The 23,363-nt window shown below is 50.5% G+C and carries 2 protein-coding genes; both read left to right on the top strand.

Annotated elements, in window-relative coordinates; translation table 11 throughout:
• Nucleotides 1–5 precede the first annotated feature (5 nt).
• Nucleotides 6–15,620: an SDR family NAD(P)-dependent oxidoreductase gene (locus JNUCC22_RS11155; RefSeq protein ID WP_216061728.1), complete on the top strand. Its 15,615-nt coding sequence runs from the start codon at nt 6–8 to the stop codon at nt 15,618–15,620.
• Between the two features lie 4 nt (nt 15,621–15,624).
• Nucleotides 15,625–23,343, top strand: a complete 7,719-nt coding sequence (locus tag JNUCC22_RS11150) for an SDR family NAD(P)-dependent oxidoreductase (RefSeq protein WP_216061727.1) — start codon at nt 15,625–15,627, stop codon at nt 23,341–23,343.
• Nucleotides 23,344–23,363 lie beyond the last annotated feature (20 nt).

Here is a 23,363-nt window from a genome sequence, read left to right as displayed (position 1 = left end):
AGGTTTTGGGTAAGGGAGACAAACAAAAAGACCGTACACAGTTATCCTTAAGAACAGAAATAAGCAATCAAATGAAAGAATTGAATCGGCTTTTGCTGCAAGTGCTGCGGGTGACGCTGCGTTCAATGGGTCTGACCGGCGAAGCGCCGGCGGCTTCCTGTCTGCCTTTATATGAACGCTGGCTGGAAGAAAGCATCCGTCTTTTAGACAGAGATTTTAAAAGCGGTGAAACGGCCGCGATTTGGGAAGAGTGGCATAAGAAGAAAAACGAATGGCTGAAAGATCCGGATATGAAAGCGCAGGTTCTGCTGGCGGATACCGTCATTCAAGCTTTGCCTGACATTTTAACAGGCAAAATAAAAGCCACTGACGTGATGTTTCCCGATTCTTCAATGGAGCTTGTTGAAGGAATCTATAAGCATAATATTCTCGCTGATTATTACAACGATGTGCTGGCAAATGAAGCGTGTATTTATGTGGAAAATGTAATGAAAAACAATCCTGATGCAAACATCCGTCTGCTGGAGATCGGAGCGGGCACCGGCGGAACGAGCAGCACACTGTTTAAAAAGCTCCGCCCCTATCAAAACCATATTCAGGAATACTGTTATACCGACTTGTCAAAAGCTTTTTTAATGCATGCCGAAAAGGAATACGGCGCGGACAATCCGTATTTGACGTATCAGCTGTTTAATGTGGAGCAGCCTGCGGCGGGCCAGGGATTACATCTGCGAACCTACGATATCGCTATCGCTGCAAACGTGCTGCATGCCACCAAAAATATCCGGAAAACCTTACGGACGGCAAAAGCCGTATTGAAAAAGGAGGGTTTGCTGCTCGTTAATGAACTGGGCGGGCATACGCCGTTTACACATGTTACATTCGGCTTATTAGAGGGCTGGTGGCTGTACGAAGACGAGGCGTTGCGGATTCCGGGGTGTCCCGGTCTTTATCCGGAAACATGGAAATCCGTTTTAATGGCTGAAGGTTTTCATTCCATTCAATTTCCGGCTGAAAACGAACGTCTGCACACCCAGCAGATTATCACGGCGAAAAGCAACGGAGTCATCAGGCAGAGCAGGGAAGCTTACACCGCGCAAAAGCGCCAATCAAACGTACCGCAAACATCCTCTGATCGTCAGCTCCCCATCAAACAAGCGGGAGAGGGGCTTTCGGAAAAGACAGCGGCTTTTCTGATAAGGGCTGCGGCAAAAGTATTAAAAATGCCGGCAGAAGAGATAAATCCGCTGGCTCCTCTGGATGAATACGGCATTGACTCTATTCTGATCGTTCAGCTGACGAATGAGCTGCGGGATCTCGTCCCTGATATCAGCAGCACGCTGTTTTTTGAATACCGGACGATAGGAGAGCTTGCCGCATACTTGGCTGAAACGAAGGAGCCCGAACTGCATGCGCAACTTTCTGAAGAAGTCCCTCATACTGAAGCGGCATCATCCGGCTCTTTGCTTGAAAAAAGCACAGAGTATCTGAAACAGATCGTCAGCGCCATCTTAAAGATGCCGATTGAGGACGTTCAAGCCCATACGCCCCTGGAAGAATATGGAATCGATTCCATCTTAATCGTACAGCTGACCAACCGCGTGCGGGAAGACATACCTGATATCAGCAGCACATTGTTCTTCGAGTATCCGACAATCGGCGGATTAGCGGACTATCTCGTCAGCTCAAGACAGGAAGATATGGCTGGGATTTTCAAGACAAATAAAGAAGCCGAAAAGGCGCCGCACATATTACAGAGAAAGCAAAGCCGCAAAAAAAGCGCCGGATTGACGAAGCGCCAAGCGGCATCTTTTTCTGAAAAAGCGCCGCCCGCTTCCGAACCGCCGTCAAAACACCTTGAAGTGGCAATTGTCGGTCTTGCCGGGAGGTATCCCGGAGCTGAAAATGTTAATGAGTTCTGGGAACGGTTAAAGACCGGTGAACACGGAATCACCGAAATTCCGAAAGACCGCTGGGATTGGCGGGACTACTATGATGAGACAAAAGGTAAGGAAGGCCGGATGTATACGAAGTGGGGCGGATTTTTAACAGATATTGATAAATTTGATCCGCTGTTTTTTAAAATCTCCCCGAAAGAAGCGGAGCGCATGGACCCGCAGGAGAGACTGTTTCTGGAAACCGCTTATGCGGCCCTGGAGGATGCCGGATATACCCCTGATTCACTATGCGCCGGTAAAAAGGTTGGTGTCTTTGCGGGTGTCATGAACGGCAACTATCCGACAGGGGCCCACTATCACTTTATCCCGAACCGCGTATCCTATGTGTTTGATTTTCACGGTCCGAGCATCGCGGTCGATACCGCATGCTCCTCATCCTTAACCGCCATTCATCTCGCCGCAGAAAGCATCAGAACAGGTGCATCTGAATGCGCGATTGCCGGCGGCGTAAACCTGATTACAGATCCGGTTCATTATATCGGACTTTCTTCTATGAGAATGCTGTCACCGTCAAACGCGTGCAAAGCGTTCGGTGATAAGGCTGACGGGTTTGTTGACGGAGAGGGCGTCGGCTGTATCGTGTTAAAGCCGTTGAAGAAGGCTGTTGAAGATCATGATCATATATACGGTGTCATTAAAGGAAGCGCTCTGAACGCCGGCGGCAAAACGAACGGGTTCACCGTTCCGAATCCGAATGCACAAGGAGAAGTGATCACAGATGCGATGGAGCGGGCAGGGATTGACCCGAGAGCAATCAGCTATCTGGAAGCCCACGGCACCGGCACTTCCTTGGGAGATCCGATTGAAATCGCAGGGTTAACCAAGGCTTTCCGCCGCTATACGGATGCAAACCAATTTTGTTCCATCGGTTCTGTTAAATCCAATATCGGACACCTGGAAAGTGCGGCGGGCATTGCTGCGGTCACCAAAATTCTTCTTCAGATGAAACACGGATATCTGGTGCCGTCGCTGCATTCAAAGCAGCTGAACCCGGAAATTGATTTTGAAACTTCTCCTTTTATCGTGCAGCAGGAAACAGCGGAATGGAGACGGCCGGTCATAGAATCTGAAGGAGTAACACGGGAATATCCGAGAATCGCGGGTACATCTTCTTTCGGAGCGGGCGGTGCAAATGCCCACCTGCTGATAGAAGAGTATGAACCGGCTGAAATGACTTCGGCAGACACCGGCCGTCCGGCGCTTTTTGTTTTATCGGCAAAAGATAAAGACCGCTTGCGCGAGCGGGCTCTGTTGCTGTCGGATGCCGCCGGAAACGGAACAATTACAGATGCGAACCTGCTTGACGCGGCATTTACCCTTCAAGTCGGCAGGGTCCCGATGGAAGAACGGCTGGCGATGACAGCGGACTCTGTTTCTGAATTGGAACAGAAGCTGACTGCTTTTCTGAAAAATGCTGGTTCTGTAAGCGGGGTGTTTACGGGCCGGAGTGATAGTGCTGGCACAGAGACGGAAGGCACAGTCAGTGATTGGATGGAAAAACGTCAATTTGACAGTCTTTTGAATGCCTGGGTTCACGGGACGCCCGTCGATTGGGCATCTTTATATAAAGGCGCGCTGCCGCATCGTATCAGTCTGCCGTCTTATCCATTTGCAAAAGAAAGCTACTGGATGAAGCGGGAAGAACCAAAAACAGGAACAACTGAATATGTGCATCCTTTCCTGCATGAAAATACGTCAACCTTGGCGGAGCAAAGCTATCATACATCTTTTACAGGCCGGGAACACGTTTTTCAGGATGTGAGAGGGGAGCGGGTTCTGTCGGCAGCCGTTTATTTAGAAATGGCGCTTGCGGCTTTTCATCATGCGGCAGACAGCTCTGAAGAAAAAGAGATATGGATCCGAACAGCGGCATGGACTGACCCGATTACCGGCGGACTTCACGGTGCGGGCGTCAATCTCTCCCTTCTGTCTGAAGACGAGGAAGGCATCCATTATGAAATATACAGTGACGAAGAGAAGCTGCATCATTATGGAATCATCGGACAAGGGAACATACAGCCATCCCGCGTGCTTGATATTGCCTCCTTACAAAAAGACTGCCGCCCGCTTTCATTCGATTATGAAACACCAGGCACATCAGGTGTAACGATCAGTAAGGAGTTCCGCACCGTTGAAAAGCTTTATGCGGGAGAAAGTGCGGTTTGGGCGAAGCTTGCTCTCACAGATGAAAGCGGCCGTAATCCGGGATATCATATACCGCCGGAATTTCTGGACGCAGCTTTTCATGTCCTGGCAAAAACGGAGCCGTCAGTCCATATCGTGCCTGAAGCGGTTGAAGAACTGCGCGTCATGCGTCCGTGCTCATCCGGCATGTGGATGTATATTAATAAAAAGAATCAAACCGGCTGTGACATTCAATTTTGTGACGAAACCGGCATTGTCTGCGCAGAAATCAAAGGGGTGAGAATGAGACAGCCGTCTCAGCAGGATCACGGGCAAAAGGAACAATCCGAGATGATGATATTTGAAGAAATGTGGACTCAGCAGCCTCTGAAGAAATCCATTCATGAAGAGCTGAAAACGGTCATCTGTTTTCTTACGGGAGAAGCTGCCAGAAAGCATGCTTATCAGTCTTTACAATCCCTTTATCCGGAATCCGGCGTGTTTTTTATTTCACAGGGTGAGGAAACTCAAAAGCTTTCAAACACGCATTATCAAATTAAAATCACTGACGGACAAGCATATCAAGAAACGTTTCGGCATATTGAAACGGCTGCAGGCAAAGCGGATGCCGTTTTATATGGATGGCCGCTTGAAGATGAAAAGGCCGTGAAAGACTATTCCATTCTGTATCATGTGATCCGCGCAGCTGCTTCTTTGCGTTCTAAACCGAGGCGAATTCTTCTTTCCGCTCAGTGCGGGACCGATACCGATATCAGTTACGCTGAGTCATGGATCGGGCTGGAACGGTCGCTGAAACTGATCTTGCCGGAGACGGATACGGCCGCGGTTTATTTTGAACAAAAAGGACCGTTAGAAAAACTGATCCATAACGTATGTGAAGAACTTCACAGCGAGTCGTTCCGCAGTGTCATGTACAGTGAGGAAATCCGCCACGTCATGGAAATGAAGCAGACGGACATCGCCCCTGTTGAGAAGCGTGTGATAAAGAGCGGAAAAACGTACTTGATTACCGGCGGATGCGGGGGATTAGGCTTGTTATTTGCCGGATATTTTGCTGGAAAAGGACCGGTTACGCTCATTTTGACGGGGAGATCAGCGGCAGACGGCCCGGTGCTGAACAAGATAAAGAGATTGGAAAAATCAGGCGCCAAGGTGTTTTACGTGCAGGCGGATGCCGCTGATCAGGCTCAGATGGAGAAAGGTTTGCAAGAAGCGAAAGAGAAAGGATGCGGGCCGATTCAAGGTGTCATTCACGCTGCAGGTCTTCAAGGCACTGAAAGCATTCTGGAGAAAGATCTGCAAACCTTTCAGCAAGTCTTATCGCCAAAAGCGGACGGCACCGCGGTGTTAGATCAGGTTCTGTCACGGGAGCCGCTTGACTTCTTCTGTTGTTTCTCTTCTTCTTCAGCGATTTTAGGAGACTTCGGTTCTTGTGACTACGCGATGGGGAACCGCTTCCAAATGGCTTTTGTTCGTCACCGGGATAAACTTGTGAGCCTCGGACTCAGAAGCGGCAAGTCACTTGCAATCAATTGGCCGCTTTGGAAAGAAGGGGGGATGCATGTCGGCACGGCGGAAAGCACCGATATGTATTTAAAATCAAGCGGACAGCGTTATTTATACACTGAGGAAGGACTCGAAGCTTTTGAAACATTGTTAGTCCAGCCGTCCAGCCAGTATCTCGTCCTGGCCGGTTTTCCGTCGAGGGCCAAACGCTTCCTGCAGATAGATCAAGGCGAACGGCCGATTTCGGGTTCTGTAAACAGGAACGTCCCGTTTTCAGGAAGGCGGAGTGAAATGAAAGGCTTTACACTGGAAGAATGCGTAAGCTGGGATGTGAAAGAACTGGCGGCGGGGCTTTTGAAAATAGACAAGAACAGACTGACGGACGCAGACAATCTGGCTGATTTCGGCTTTGATTCTATCATTTTGGCGGAATTCGCCTCTTCTTTGTCCGCTCATTACGGGATTGAAGTGACACCGGCCCTGTTTTTCGGACATTCTACACTGGAGAAGGTCGTCCGCTATTTTCTGACGGAACACCAGTCCGTCATGGAGCATGTCTATGAAGAAAAGAAACCTGAATCCGCAGATCAATCTGTCTTTGAAAAGGCAGGAACGGAAAAGCGAAAGAAGCAGAGGGGAAGAAATAAGCTGAACGCCGGAACCGAGGGCAGTCAGGCAGCTGATTCCATTGCCATTATCGGCATGAGCGGCCGATTTCCTCAGGCGCGCACGGCGGACGAGCTGTGGGACATTCTGTTTCAGGAAAAGGATGTTGTCGCACCGGTCGCAAAAAAAGGCTTCATAAGTTCAAAATGGAAACTCGGCGCTGTACCGGGGGCGGACGAGTTCGACCCTTTATTTTTTGAAATATCGCCGAGGGAAGCTGAAACGATGGATCCGAAACAGCGGCTGCTTCTTCAGGAAGCGTGGAGGGCCCTTGAGGACGCCGGCTACGGCGCCAGTCACATCAAGCAGCAGACGATCGGTATGTTTGTGGGGGCGGAAGAAGGAGATTATCACCTTTTAACACGGGACAAAGGCAATGTCACGTCTCATCATAACGGTATTTTGGCGGCGCGGCTGGCTTATCACTTGAATTTATCAGGTCCTGTGATGGCGATAAATACAGCATGTTCTTCGGGGCTCGTGTCTGTCCATCAGGCGGTATTAAGCCTGCAGAATAAAGAGTGTACAACAGCTGTTGCGGCCGGGGTGAATATCATGAATACCCCGGACTTTTTTGAAACGATAGATAAAGCCGGAATGCTGTCGGAAAACGGGAAATGCTTCGCGTTTGATAAAAGGGCTGACGGCATGGTTCCGGGGGAAGCGGCCGCGGCGGTTATTCTGAAGCCGCTGAGAGAGGCGGAAAAAGATGGTGATCCGATTTACGGGGTGATTCGGGCGAGCGGCATCAATTATGATGGGAAAACAAACGGAATTACCGCTCCGAGCGGCGTCGCGCAGACCCGGCTGCTTACTTCCGTTTATGACCGGGGCCGTATCAACCCTGAAGATATCGAATATATCGTCACACACGGCACAGGTACAAAACTCGGTGATCCGGTGGAAATTAACGCGCTTTATGACGCATTTTCTGCCTATACAAACGAAGAAGCTTTTTGCGCGCTCACATCAATTAAAACCAATATCGGCCACACGTTTGCCACGTCAGGCATTGTCAGTTTGATCAGTCTTTTACAGGCGTTCTCCCGTGAAATGATTCCCGCCAGTCTGCATTGCAGCGGGGAAAACCGCTATATCAACTGGGAGAAGAGTCCTTTTTATGTGAATAAAACGGGTAAACCGTGGCCTTCTCTGCCGGGTAAAAACCGAATGGGGGCAGTCAGCGCATTCGGGATGAGCGGAACAAATGCCCATATCGTTATGGAAAGCTATAAGCGCAGCGCTTCACCTCATCCGGATGCCCCTGCATATTTACTGACTTTGTCTGCAAAAACAAAGGAGGCCCTTCAGGAAAAAATCGAAGATATGATCACTTGGGCGGAAAATGGCGGACTGAAAGAAAATGATCTAGCCCAGCTCAGCTATACGTTGTTAAAAGGACGGCATCACTTTAACCATCGCGCCGCCATCGTAGTGCAAGATGCTGATGACGCAGTGTATGTATGGAAGCAGGCAAAGCTTAATGAACATCATCCTTATGTGTTTTCGGGAAAAGTACCGCAGCACTTTGCAGGGCGTCAGCATATTCAGGAGCACATAATAGAAGTGCTCGGCAAGTGCAGCGCCTCATATTCTGACCATAGAAAATATCAGGAGCTGTTATGCGTGCTGGCAGATTTTTATTGTCAAGGTTATGAAATCGAAGGGGACTTGCTTTATGGCGGACCTTTGCCGCGAATCGGCAATCTGCCGGGCTACCCGTTTGCCAGGCAGACGTATTGGGCGTCCGATCGTCTTCAGAGAGAACTTGAAAGCCGGAATTCAGCTGAACGTGAAAAGCTTCACCCGCTGCTCCATGCGAATACATCGACCTTTACCGCCCAGCGCTTTACTTCTGTTTTTTCAGGATATGAACCGTTTTTTGCCGATCATATCGTCAATGAAAAACCGGTGCTTCCGGGCGCGGCTGCTTTAGAAATGGCCCGGGCCGCCGTTACATTTGCCGCTGAAGACTTGCCCGGCGGGAAAACGGGTGTCAGGCTCAAACAGATCGTTTGGCTCCGTCCGGTGACGGCGCTTTCTGAAGGAGTGACGCTTCATGTAAAGCTTCAGCCGGAAGAAAACGGAGACATCGCTTTTGAAGCGTATGCCGAAGGAGAAGAGCAGCTTGTCTTTTTCCAGGGAAAAGCCGTGCTCGAAGAGACGGAGCGTGCTCCTGTACTCGATGTGGAAGCGGTTCAGGCGCGCTGCGGCGGCCGGCGTATGTCAAAGGCTGAGTGCTATGAAGCGTTCGACAGCCTCGGCATCACCTACGGACCGTCGCATCAGGCGCTTGACTCCGTCTATGCCGGAAGCGGAGAAGTGCTCGCAAAGCTCACTCTTCCGCCGTCCGCCCGCGCAGAAAAGGAGCCGTTCATCCTGCATCCGAGCATGCTGGACGCCGCCCTTCAGGCTTCTATCGGTCTCGTGCTCTCAGACGGTTCCGCGTCCGGACGGCCGTTTCTGCCGTTTGCCCTCCAGGATATGCAGGTGTTTTCTGCGTGCCGGGAGACGATGTGGGCGGTGCTTTCCTCAGCGGACGGCGCCTATCATATTGAGCTGTGTGATGAAAACGGCGCGGTATGTGTCCGATTGACGGGGCTCACCGCCCGTTTTCTGGAAGAGGAAACGGAGGAAAAACCGCTCTTGCTTCAGCCAAAGTGGCGGGAATCACCGCCGGCTGAAGGCGGCGGACAAGAAGCGTCTTTCAGATACGTGACGCTGTATGGCGGAATGAATGCTGAGGACATAAGCGGCGCCGTATGTGCGGCTGACGGCGAAGGTCCGATTGAAGACCGTTATGACGCCTGCGCGGCGGAGCTGTCAGCGATTGTCACGCGTCTTATCAAAGAAAAACAGAAGAAAAAAACGCTGATCCAGCTTCTTGTCCCCGACAGGGGGGAAGACAATGTATTGGCGGGGCTGGCCGCTTTTCTGAAAACGGCTCACCTTGAACATCCGAAGCTGTACGGCCAAGTCATCCAAGCCGATCCGGACGAGTCAGCCTCGGCGCTTCTTGCCAAGCTGAAAGAAAACCGGGCGCATCCTGAACAAGCGGAAATCCGTTATGAAGACGGCAAACGTCTCGTCAGAAACTGGCGTCATCTGCCGGCGCCTCAAAGCGGCGCCGTTCCGTGGAAAGACGAAGGGGTCTACCTCCTCACCGGGGGAGCGGGCGGCATCGGCCTGATTTTCGCTGAAGAAATAGCCTCCCGCGTCAAAAACGCTGTCCTCGTATTAACGGGAAGGGCGGAAGCGCTTGATGAAGACCGCTCCGCCCGCTTACGGCGCTTGGAAGCGTCGGGTGCCCGCGTATTGTATCAACCGGTAGACGTGACAGACAGGGCGGCGGTCATCGCCCTCGTCCGCGGCATACAGGAGGAGCACGGAACACTCGACGGGATCATTCACGGCGCAGGCGTGATCGCTGACAATTACATTCTGAACCAGACAGAAAACGAACGGAAGACCGTCATGGCGCCGAAGGTGAAAGGGCTTATCAATCTTGATGAAGCAGCGAAAGATGTGCGGCTGGATTTTTTCATTCTGTTTTCTTCCTTGGCTGGAGGTATGGGAAATCCGGGGCAGGCCGGTTATGCGGCAGCCAACGCATTTATGGATGTTTATGCAGCCCGCCGGAACCGTCTCGTGCGGGACAACGAGCGGAGCGGGAAGACCCTCTCCGTCAACTGGCCGCTTTGGGAAGAAGGCGGTATGCGCGTGGACAAAGAGACCGAACGGCTGATGTACGAACAGACCGGAATGAAAGCCATGCGATCAGCCTCAGGCATCCAAGCACTGTACGCCGCTTTTGCCTCCGGAGAACATCAGGTCATGGTGGCAGAAGGCGACGAAAAACGGATCCGCAGCCATATTTTCGATCTGGGCGAAGAACAAAGCGCCGCCGGACAAGCTCCGGCAGTGGCAGATGCAAGAGATCTGAAAGATCAGGTTCAAGAGAAACTAAAGCGGCATGTATCAGATCTTTTAAAGGTAAGCATGAAAGATATTGAGGCTGACAGCGAACTGACGGAATACGGATTTGATTCGATCATCTTCACTGAATTTACCAATCTATTAAATCGGTCTTATCAGCTTGAGCTCAGCCCGACTATCTTCTTTGAATTTCCGACATTGCGCAAACTGAGCGGCCATTTGATATCTGAATGGAAAGAAGCATTCAGCGGCTTAGAAGGAGAGCGTTTAAAAACCGCTCCAAAAGCCGGAATAAGAAAAGCTGAAGCTCCGGCGGCCGTTCATGTCAAGCGGGAAACGCCCGTATCCGTAAAAGGAAGATCAGAAGAAAAAACCGAACCGATAGCCATTATCGGAATCAGCGGTATTTTTCCGCAAGCGAAAGACATAGATGAATTCTGGACACGTTTATCAAAAGGGGAGCATTGCATTACAGAAATTCCCCGAGATCGCTGGGATTGGCGCGAATATTACGGCGATCCGGCAGCGGATGCAAATAAAACGTCAATTAAATGGGGCGGTTTCATAGATGGAATCGCCGGGTTTGACCCGCTGTTTTTCGGGATATCTCCGAAAGAAGCTGAAATGATGGATCCTCAGCAGCGTCTATTAATGATGTATGTGTGGAAAGCCATTGAAGACGCGGGGTACTCAGCAAAACGGATTGCCGGAACAAAAACCGGCATTTTCACCGGCACACTGGGAAGCGGATATCAAACTTTAATCAATAAGGCGGGTCTTCCTGTCGAGGGGTATACGATGACCGGAATCGTGCCGTCCGTCGGGCCGAACCGGATGAGTTATTTTCTTGATATCCACGGGCCGAGCGAGCCGGTAGAAACCGCTTGTTCAAGCTCTTTAGTCGCCATTCACCGCGCGGTAAAAGCCATTGAAACGGGAGATTGTGATATGGCGGTCGCAGGGGGCGTCAATACGATCGTCACGCCTGAAGGGCATATCGGTTTTCAAAAAGCAGGCATGCTCAGTGAAGACGGGCGCTGCAAAACATTTTCCGATCAGGCTGACGGTTATGTCAGAGGAGAAGGTGCCGGCATGATTGTCTTGAAAAAGCTTTCAGAGGCTGAGCGTGACAGGGATCACATCTACGGCCTCATCCGCGGTACAGCGGAAAATCACGGCGGACGCTCAGCGTCACTTACTGCGCCGAATCCGCAGGCTCAGACGGATGTGCTGAAAAGCGCTTATCAAAAAGCCGGTATTCACCCGTCAACCATCACTTATATAGAAGCGCACGGAACAGGGACGGCACTCGGCGATCCGATTGAGATCAATGCATTGAAAAAAGCTTTCCAAACAGACGGGGCTCCGGGCGGATATTGCGGGATAGGCTCAGTGAAGACAAATATCGGACATTTGGAGCTCGCAGCAGGTATTGCGGGCGTTATCAAAGTATTGATGCAGCTGAAACATCGGACGCTCGCCAAAAGTCTGCATTGCGAGAACATCAATCCCCATATCAAATTGAAGGACAGCCCGTTTTACATTGTGACAGAAACAAAGGAGTGGGAAGCGCTGCGTGATGAAAACGGCCGGGTCCTGCCCCGCCGGGCGGGTGTAAGCTCATTCGGTTTCGGAGGTGTCAATGCGCATATCGTTATTGAAGAATACATGGGCAAAAGTGAGACGGAACAGCAGGAAACCCCTGAGAAAGCGTCATCTCTTTTTGTTTTGTCGGCTAAAAATGAAGAGCGGCTGAAAGAAAGAGCGCGTCTCCTTCGCGATTTTATCCAAAACGGATCATCCCGCCATATCGATCTTGCAGATGCCGCATACACACTGCAGACCGGACGGGATGCGATGGAAGCGAGGCTGGGAATCATCGCAGGCTCCGCAGAGGAACTGACTGAAAAACTGAACGCGTTTCTGTTGGGAAAAAACAGCGAAGATATCATCAGCGGCCGTAAAAAACGCGAGAATAACACGATTTCCATGTTCTCAGACGATAAAGACGCTGCTGACCTCGTCAGCGCCTGGCTTGAGAAAAAGAAATACAGGAAAGTGCTGCGGCTCTGGGCAAACGGATTTGACACGGATTGGGAGCAGCTGTATACGGACAGTAAGCCGCGCCGCATCAGCCTGCCCTCCTATCCGTTCAGAGCAGACCGCTATTGGGTGCCGAAACGGGAGCAGCTGCCGCTTTCGAATCAAAAAACAGTATTATTGCAAAAAACATGGAAACCGTGCGAGGCAGTGTCTTCATCCGAGCCGTTCAACAGCAAAATAGCGCTCATCGTCTCCGAGGATACAAAAGACCTTGCCGCCGAGGTGAAAAAACAGCTGAATGATGCTGACATTGTGCAGGAAAATCAGCTCATCTCTTTCTTACAGGATCCGAATGCGGCCATCTATTCGGGGTTTATTGACTTCACCGGCTGCGGCTCCCGACAAAAGCGGCAGGACATCAGCTGGGTGGCATCGCTGCAGCAGCTGATTGAATACGGCCGCGGACAAGAAAACATGAAAATGCTTTATCTTACAAAAGGGCTTGAATCCTTCAAAAATAAGGCGGCCGCTATGCATGGTATTGAAAAAGCGGGGCTTTATCGCATGCTGCGGCATGAATACAGCCATATTCTCACCTGTCACGCCGATATTGATCCTGAAGAGCCGCTGGAGCAGACAGCCGCTTTTATTAAACAAGAAATTGAATCAGACTTAACGGAATCTGCTGTTTGCTGCAGGGACGGCATGCGCTTCAGCTATGTTCTTCGGCAGACTGATCAGATTGAACCAGAAGCCGTGCAAACAGACCGGACTGCGTTACCAAAAGACGCCGTCCTGATGATAACCGGAGGAACGCGCGGACTCGGCGCTTTATGCGCCAAGCATTTCGTTTCCGCATACGGTGTGAAGAAACTGCTTCTGACAGGCAGAAAGGAGCTGCCGCCGAAAACCGAGTGGGATCTTGAGCAAACAGACCCTGTCGTTTCGGAAAAAATACAGCTTATCCGGCAGCTGGAATCACAAGGTGTAAAAGTGTGCGTCTCAGCAGTTGATCTGACGGATAAGCAGGCCGTCGGACGGCTTATAAAAGAGGTAACCACAACGCTCGGACCTGTCGGAGGCATTCTGCATTGCGCGGGAATTGCGGACCGTGAAAACCCTGCTTTTCTCCGCAAATCCAAAGACAGTATCGCGCGGGTGCTCGCGCCGAAAGCAGACGGCCTTCACAGTCTGTATGAGAGTGTAAAGGATGATGCGCCGGCATTTTTCGTCCTGTTTTCATCTGTCTCAGCAGCCGTCCCGATTCTTGCGGCGGGACAGAGCGATTATGCGATGGCTAATTCTTACATGGACTATTTTGCAGAAAACAATGAGAGCGGCATCATTAGCATACAATGGCCGGCATGGGATGAGACGGGCATGAGCAGGGATATAAAAAGCGGGATTTATGAGCAAACGGGATTGCTGCGGCACTCTGACGCTGAAGGTCTCAAGATGCTTGATTACATTTTAAGAGAAAGACCCGGAGCTGTCGTGCTGCCGGCACAAGTGAAACATGATTGGGACGCCAAAGCGCTGGAAAATGCCAAGCCAGCCGCCCATAAAGGAATGAAAGCAGCTTCCAAACCTCCTGAAACAAAAAAACGGGACCATAACCGGACTGATATTCAATCTTGGCTAAGGTCGCTTTTGGCAAAAGAGCTGAGTATCGATGAAACGCATATGGATATCGATGTGCCTTTTCAGGAATACGGAATGGATTCTATCTTTCTGGCGCAAGTGCTGACAAAGATCGATCAAAAACTGCCGTCCGTTTCAATTGATCCGACTGTCCTTCTGGAACACCCTACCATAGAACAGCTCGCGGATTATTTAGCCGTACATTGTCCGGAAGCTTTTTCGGCAGATGCAGCAGTTCCCGCGGAGAAGGTCCCTTTGCAGAAGACGCCGAAACGGAGCAAAAAAAAGGCAGATAAGCCCGGGAAACGGGGAAAGGTTGCGATCATCGGCATGGCCTGCCATTTTCCGAAAGCGGGGGATATAAAAGAATTTTGGAAGAATCTCCGCAGCGGAACGGATGCCGTCACTGAAGTTCCGCCGGACAGATGGAACGCCGGGGAACACTATCAGCCGGGTGAATATCAAGAAGGAAAAAGCATCAGTAAATGGGGCGGTTTTATTCACGATATTGATCAATTTGACCCGGAGTATTTCAATATTTCAGAAACGCTGGCACCGATGATAGACCCGCTGCAAAGGCAGTGGCTCGAAGTGAGCGCGGAAGCTTTGGCCGATGCCGGTTATCAAAAAGAGGATCTCTGGGGCCGCCGTATCGGCGTTTTTGCCGGTGCAAGGGCAGGTGCGTTTCATCAGAAATTCCAATATTTGCAAAAAGATGCGATTATTGGCGCGGGGCAAAATTTTATTACCGCACACATGGCGCACATTTATAACTTTACAGGGCCCAACCTGGTCGTAGATACGGCCTGTTCCAGTTCGCTAACGGCAATTCATTTGGCCGTACAGGCCATTCAAAATGGAGAAGCGGAAGCGGCCTTTGCGGGCGGGGTTGACATTTTGCTTGATGAAAAACCTTTTCTCACAATGAGCGCGGCGAGAATCTTATCGCCAAATGGCCGTTCAAAATCTTTCGATGCCGATGCGGACGGAACAGGAATCGGAGAGGGCTGCGGAGTGCTGATGCTGAAGCCGCTTGAAAAAGCGATAGAAGACGAAGATAAAATATACGGCGTTATTGACGGCTCTGCGATTAATAATGACGGCAGCACAATGGGCGTGACGACGCCGAATCCCCGGGCGCAGCAGGACTTGATTGAGCAGGCGGTTCAATCAGCGGAAATCGAGCCGGACACCATGACATACGTAGAGACGCACGGAACCGGTACATTGATCGGCGACCCGATTGAACTAAAAGGATTAACCAATGTCTTGTCTGCTTATTCCGATGAAAAACAATTTTGCGGTGTAGGAAGCGTCAAAAGCAATATCGGCCACTTGCTGAGTGCGGCGGGCGCGGCGGGAATCATCAAAGTTTTGCTGGCGATTGCCAATGAAGAACTGCCGCCGACTTTGCATTGCCATAAACCGAATCCCCGCTTTCAATTTAATGATTCGCCGCTTTATCCTGTGCTTGAGCTGAAGCGGTGGGACGGAAAAAAAGAGATACTCAGGGCCGGGGTCAGCGCGTTCGGTTTGGGCGGGAATAATGCCCATATCATTGTCAGCAACGAAGGAATACCGAAAGAGCGAAAAGCGACCATGGAACCGAAAGGCGGCCAGACAGTATACCGAAAACAGCGGTATTGGCCTGAAAAAGCACAGTTGCCTGAAGCGGAAGAAAATGAGGCGGGCACAGAAGCAATGTTTGAAATAAGCGAGGTGTGATAGATTGGCAGTTGCCACCGATCAAGTCAAAACGTTCCTGCAGAAAATCAGCCATACGAATTATATCGTCCGGGATCATCGCGTTCATCAAATCCGCGTTCTCCCGGGCGTGACTTTAATAGATATGCTGTATCGGCTCGCCGCCGGTTACCTCGGTGAACGGCCTATAGAATTAAGACAGATTATTTTTAAGCAGCCTGTTGTAACATCTGAAGAGTTTGATAAACACCTGTATGTGACCTTTACGCCGGCGCGTGACAGCTGGAAAGTTGAGATCACGAGCGAAAAAGCAAAAAACGGCACACCGCTTGGCGGAAACCGGGATGAGAATATGGAATGCCAGCTTTATTTGCAAGAAGACACGCCCCGGGCAAAAGAACTGAATATTGAAGCGTTCATGAAAAACGCAAGCCGAAAATGGGACATGCATGACATTTACGGAATTGCAAGAAGAAGCCATATTGAGCATGGCGAGTTTATGAAAAATGAAGGGGCCGTTTATCAGCTTCAGGATAAAGAAGAATTAATGGAGCTCACTCTGAGTGATTTGGCTGAAGGATTCCGGGAGAAATTTAAGGCGCATCCGGCTTTTTTAGATGCGTCCACCCTTGCCGGCTCTTCCTTTGCATTGTCGGCCCAAAAGCAGAATGACACACCTTATATTCCTTTTATGATCAATCGTTTTTGCATACATCAGCCGTTTCCGAAAACGATTTACACTTATTCTGCGAAAAACAGCCGCACTGAAAGCGGCGCATCAGACAGCGAACCTGATGTTTATTCGGCCGACTTCACGATTTACGACAGGGCAGGGAACGTATTGGCCGAATGTGAGAAACTGACAGTGAAAAGGGTCAGACAAGCGAATATGATTACCCATCTGATAGACAAAGAGAAGCCGCCTCAGCAGAACAGAAGCGGCCGTGGAGAGCCCGAAAGTCCTGTGGCCGCAGAAGACGTGCCTGAACAGCAAACGCCGGACCAAAACATGGTGACTTACATAAAGTCGGAAATCGCCAGGCTGATCAATCGTCCGGCACAGGATATTGATGTGCGGAAAGGCTTTTATGATATGGGGCTTGACTCGGCGCATTTGCTGAAGCTTGTAAAGATATTAGAGCAGACTTTTCAGCAGCAGTTTTATCCGACACTGCTTTTTGAATATTCATCTGTCCGCCGCCTTGCGGATTACCTTATCAATGAAGCGGGCTGTGTGCTGAAAGATTCGGCCGAAGAACGGCATACATCAGACGCTGACATTGCTGATGAGGTTCTGTTTTTTGAACCCGCCTGGAAAGATCAGCCGCTGGAAACGGCGGTGCAGAACGGGCAAAAACACACCCGTCATCTCATTATCGCTGCCGATGCAGGACCCCGTCTCACCGGTGAACTCGGCACATATTGCCCGGAAGCGGAAGTGATAGAACTGAAAAGGGAGCATGAGGCTGCAGATGAGCAGTTTGGAACAGATGCTGAGCGCATATTTCGTATGCTTAAACGGGAACTGACAGACCATCCGAAAGAACATACATTGATTCAGCTTGTATGCGCCGTTGAGAATGGAGCGGCATTGTCTTCCGCTCTCGGGGCTATGCTGAAAACGGCACATCTGGAAAATCCGGCTCTTTGCACTCAGGTGATCACCTTCTGTGACAAGAATGAGAGATTGCCAAGTGAGACGGCCGCAATCATTAGAACAGAAGCAGACTGCTCTTATGCAGGCTGCACAGACATTCGGTATAAAGACAATATGCGGCAGATCAGATTGTTCGAACGTATTGAGAAACTGGACGGGCAGACACAGTCTCCTTGGAAACAAAACGGCGTATATGTCATTACAGGAGGCCTCGGCGGTCTTGGATTTCTGCTTGCCCGTCACCTTGCAGAAAAAGAAAAGGTGAAGCTCGCACTCATCGGCCGTTCGCCGGAACAATCTGAGAAGATCAGCAGACTGAAAGCATTGGGCGCAGAAGTTCTTTACGTTCAAGCGGACATCGGCAATAAAGCCGAAACAGAGCGGGCATTTGCTCAGATTAGAGAAACTTTCGGCCGGCTGACGGGCATTTTTCATTGCGCCGGTGTTTTAAAAGATCAATTTATCATCCAAAAAGACAGTTCTGACTTGAAGCAGGTGTTCCTGCCGAAAATCAGCGGCCTGATTCATGCGGACGAAGCTTCACGGCATGAACCGCTTGAATTTTTCGCCGTTTTTTCCTCATTCTCGGCGTTGGCCGGAAATGCGGGCCAGACAGATTATGCCGCGGCGAACGCTTTTATGGATGAATATATGAAATATCGCGATTGCAAAGCGGAAAAAGGCGAACGGAACGGGGCTTCTATGACGATCAACTGGCCGCTTTGGGAAGATGGCGGCATGCAGGTTGACAGCTTGATGAAAGAGATCATGAATGATGCAACCGGCACCAGCCCGCTTCCGGCCGGGGAAGGGATGGCTTCACTTGAATATATGCTGCGTCTCGGCAAGCTGCAATCCGTTATTTTATACGGGAATGAGCCGGCTGTAACTGAAAGCATGGGCCGATTGGGTCCGGTGGCAGACAAGAACCGCTCTTCATTATCCCATGCAGCTGTCAAGAGAAGAAGCCGAAAACAAGAGAGACACACAGAAGAGCAAGATATTGCGGTAATCGGATTGGCGGGAAGATATCCGCAGGCGGGAAGCATTGATGAATTTTATCAAAATCTGCGCTCAGGTAAAGACTGCATCACAACAATGCCGAAGGACAGATGGAAAGGTTATCCTTTCTCATATGAAGCAGATCAGTTCTACCGTTACGGAGGATTTTTAGATCGCATAGACAGCTTTGATCCGCTGTTTTTCAATCTGACTCCGCGCCAGGCTGAAATGATGGACCCGCAGGCGCGGCTGTTTTTAGAGACGGCTTGGGAAGCTTGTGAAGATGCCGGTTTTTATCAGGACAGAACGGCGCGCGGGCCATCTTTCCAAAAGAGAAAACGCGTCGGGGTATTCGCAGGTGTGTTTTGGAGCCATTATGAGCTGTTCGGGGCTGAAATTACACAGCGGGGCACACCGCTGTCTATGGGCGTGACGCCTGCCTCTGTTCCGAATATTGTGTCTCACTGCCTGAACTTTACAGGACCGTCAATGGCTGTTGATACGATGTGCTCTTCTTCGCTCACATCCATACATTTGGCATGTGAAAGCATTAAAAGGGGGGAGTGCGAATTTGCCATTGCCGGGGGGGTGAATGCGGTCACACACCCGCATAAATATGCGTTTTTGGCGAATGCCGGATTTCTGTCTTCAGAAGGCGTCTGCAAAAGCTTCGCCGACGGCGGTGACGGCTATGTACCGGGAGAAGGCGTCGGCGCGGTGTTACTGACAACCGTTCAAGAAGCAGAAAGAATGGGCTGTCCGATATATGGCGTCATAAAAGGCTCCGCTTTAAACCATGTCGGAAAAACATCCGGTTTGACAGTGCCTGATCCGGCATCACAGGCGGAAGTCATTACAGATTCCTTTCAGAGTGCCGGCATTGATCCGGAGACACTGAGCTATATTGAAGCCCACGGAACAGGCACGTCTCTGGGTGATCCGATTGAAATTGAAGGGCTGAGCCGCGCATTCCGCAAATGGACAAACAAGAAGCGGTTTTGCGCCATTGGCTCTGCTAAATCAAATATCGGCCATTTAGAAGGAGCCGCCGGAATCGCCGGATTAACAAAGGTGCTTTTGCAGCTGAAGCATGGAGAAATCTTTCCGTCATTGCACACGGACACGCTGAATCCCCATATTCCGTTTCCGGACACGCCGTTTTATGTGGCGGACCGGCTGGAAGAATGGGAACGGCCGTCACATTCTGACCAGCCGAGAAGAGCGGGTTTAAGTTCTTTTGGCGCCAGCGGGAGCAATGCCCATTTTGTCATAGAAGAATATCTGCCGCCGCAGGCTGAAAAGAAATCGGTAAATATACGGGAAGACGAGCCGGTTCTGTTTCTGCTTTCGGCAAAAAATGAAGAACGCCTATTAGAATATGTCAAACGGTATGACCGCTTTTTACGGGAAAAAGAAGTCAACCTTAAAGACCTGGCCTACACGCTTCAAGCTGGCAGAGAAGCGATGCCTGAACGGCTGGCATTGATCGTTACATCCGTTTGCGGCCTGCAAGCGAAACTGAAGGATGTGCTTGAACGGAAAACAGAAATTGAAGGATGTTTCCGCGGACGTGCTCAAGATGATATTTCATCAAGTGGAATGGCCGAGCTGCTGAAAAACAAGCAATATTCCAGATTGCTCACTGAGTGGGCAAAAGGAGCCGCCGTTGACTGGAGCCTGTTATACGAAGGAGAGAAGCCGAAACGGGTCAGCCTTCCTGTATATCCGTTCGCGAAGGAGCGGTATTGGGTGCCTGTGCCCGCGGATATCCGGAAACAGACAGACGAACCGGCGGAAAACCAAAAGATCATTCTTCAAAAAGACTGGAAGCAGCAAGATCCGGCGGAATCTGAAGCATTATCAGGAACAGTAATGATACTTGCAACTGATAAGACGCGTCGATTGGCCGATGCTCTTTTTAAAGGAAACAGCCATATTGAAACGATCTGCTTCATCCATCAGGCAAAAGACGGCGCCGATTATTACGCCGCCGCATCGGGGCGAAACCTTTACGGCAGAGTGCGGGAGTCTCTTCAAAACAAACAGATACTCGGGGTCGTCGACATAACCGCATATGACGCGGAATATGAACGGCAGGAAGAGATAGAACACGGAAAGCTTGCCTTTTTACAGCAGGCTCTTGAATCATTCCGTCATAGCGGCGCTGTGTTCAGCCAAGTGACACACCGCCTCCAGCCTTTCAAGGAAAGTAAATCTCTGATGCAAGGGGCGAAAACGGCGGGGCTGTACCGGATGCTGGGCGCTGAGTATGCCAACATTCATTCTTTTACGATAGATAGCGATTGTGAGATTGAGCATACAGAAGAATTAAGCAGACAGATTGAGACTGAATTTTTACAGCCGCGGGCCAAAAGCGTCAGTGAATGCTGCTACAGGCTGAATCGTCGTTATGTGCCGTTTCTGAAGCAGGGTATGAATGTTTCGGCGGCGCCTGAGCTTTCCTATTCGTCTGATGATGTGCTGTTAATAACGGGCGGATCGCGCGGGATCGGCGCAATTGCGGCGGAGCATGCCGTTTCACGCGGATGCAGGAAACTGGTCATCATGGGGCGGGAGCCGCTTCCCGATTCCTCAAAGTGGGCAGACATGAAAAAGGATGGCATTCTCCCGGAAAAAGCCGAGCGGATGCAGAGGTTAGCCGAGCAGGGCGCGGAGATCCGCTATTACAGCGTTTCTCTTACGGATCAAAAGGGGCTCCGGAAAATGACGGACGGCATCCGCGGCACGATGGGACCGATTACCGGCATTTTTCATTGCGCGGGTGCAATGGGAGAACACCCCGCTTTTTATAACAAAACCGAAACTGAAATCGAAAGCGTTTGCAAGCCGAAAGTAACAGGGCTTCGCGGTCTCTATGAAGCTGTTCAGAATGAGCCGCTGTCGTTTTTTATTTTGTTCTCATCCGTTTCGGGCCTGATCCCTTCGCTTGCTGCGGGGCAAAGTGACTACGCGATGGCTAATTCATTTATGGACTCTTTTGCAAATCATCAAGCAGGTAAAGGAAACGTGTTTGTTAAAGCCGTTCAATGGCCCGTCTGGAAAGAAACCGGCATGGCTGAAGGCCTGCCGGAAACACCTGCTTATCAAAAATCAGGACTTTCCAGGCTGTCTGCCGAAGACGGACTGAAGTTTTTAGATTACATCATCTTAAACGGACAAAGCTGCGGAATTCCTTGTGTTCCCGAAGACAGTGAGCCTGATTTTGGTGATCTTCTGAAGGTGAAGAAATCTGAAGCTCCCGTGAAAAAAAGCACTGCCGGTGACCAAAAGGTGAAGGACATGATTCGTCAATGGGTGCGCACCGTTTTCAGCGAAGAACTGAAAATGACGGATGAGCAGATAAAAGATGATATGCCGTTTGATGAATACGGGATTGACTCAATACTCTTTGCGGAATTGGTTCAATCATTGCAAAAACGGATCAGCATTAAGTTAACACCGTCCTTAATGCTTCAATATCAAACGATTACAGAAATGGTTGACTATTTCGCAGCGCATCATGAAGCCGATTTTGTGACAAAAGAAAATGGTTTCGTTCAAGACAGGGACGTAGAGCCTGATTTAACCGCCGCTGCTGAAGAGGGAACATCCACGAAGCCGAAAGCGGATACCGAAGACGATATTGCCGTCGTCGGCATGTCCTGCAGTTTTCCGGGGGCGGGCGGAACGGATGCTTTTTGGGAGCTGCTGATGAAAGGAAACACCGCCATCCGGCCTGTCCCCGCATCGCGCTGGCATGCAACAGCAAATGCAAAGGATTATGCGGGGTGGATTGATGATATCGACATGTTTGATGCGGGCTTTTTCGGCATCTCTGAAAAAGACGCGGCAATTATGGACCCGCAGGCGCGGATCATATTAGAAGAAGCGGTTCATTCCGTTTATGATGCCGGGTACGGCCAAAAGGATTTATCGGGCCGGAAAGTCGGCGTGTACATCGGCGGCAGGGCGCAGCCTTCAGCCGGTATGGAACATATCCTGCAGGCGCCTAACCCGATTTTGGGGGCGGGGCAAAACTATTTGGCGGCCAACATTTCACGATTTTTGAATGTCACAGGGCCGAGCCTTGTCGTGGATACAGCATGTTCCTCAGGGCTGATCGGGCTGTCCTTTGCAAAAGACGCCCTTTTGGCCGGAAGGATTGACGCGGCCTTAGTCGGTTCGGTGAGTCTGCTCTTATCTCCGTCCGCGCACCGGTTATTCGGAGCGCGCCATATTTTAAATGAGAACGGCGTGTTTCATATATTCGACCGTGAATCAGCGGGAGAAGTGCTCGGAGAAGGAGCGGGGGCGGTTTTTATCAAACGATTGAGCGATGCGGTGCGGGACGGAGACCGTATTTACGGCGTCATAAAAGCCGTCTCGGTAAACAATGACGGCCGGACGCTCGGTCCCGGTTCACCGAATATAAGAGCGCAGAGAGACGCCATTCAAACTGCGCTTGACATGGCGGAAAAGTCGCCCGAAGACATTGGATATATAGAAGTGAACGGAGGCGGTTCCCCAATCGTTGATTCGGTGGAAATCAAGGCACTCTCAGATGTCTATCAGCTGAACCGGAAAACGCTTCTGCCCTGCCGGATCGGATCGGTGAAACCGAATGTAGGGCATTTGCTTCTGTCTTCAGGTCTTGCGGGCTTCATCCGTTGTGTGCTGAGCGTCTATCACAAGCGGATTCCGCCTTTCTTATCAGCGCGTGAGCCATTTGAACATTATGACTTTGAAGCGTCGCGTATTCATTTTAATCGTGAACCCGTTGATTGGCATTCAGAGAAGAAACCCCGCGTCGCAGCTCAGAGTTCATTTCCTGACGGCGGGACAAATGCTCATATCCTCGTTGAAGAATACAGAGGTGAAAGGCAGCGGGAACATCACCTGGCGCCTCAGCCGCCGGAATTCAGAAAAAAACACTACCCGCTTTTGGGCGGCTGGAACAGCACGGAGAATGAAGCGGAAAAAACAAGTAATGAAAAAACAGACATTGCGGATCTTTTAAAGAAATATGAGAAAAAAGCAGAGACAAGCACTGCACCTGCAGACTCGTTTTGGCAGGTGACAACGTGACGTTTTTAAAAGGGGACTAA

The organism is Bacillus sp. JNUCC-22 (assembly GCF_018861275.1).
Lineage (GTDB): Bacteria > Bacillota > Bacilli > Bacillales > Bacillaceae > Bacillus > Bacillus velezensis.
This window is presented reverse-complemented; position numbering and strand designations above follow the sequence as displayed.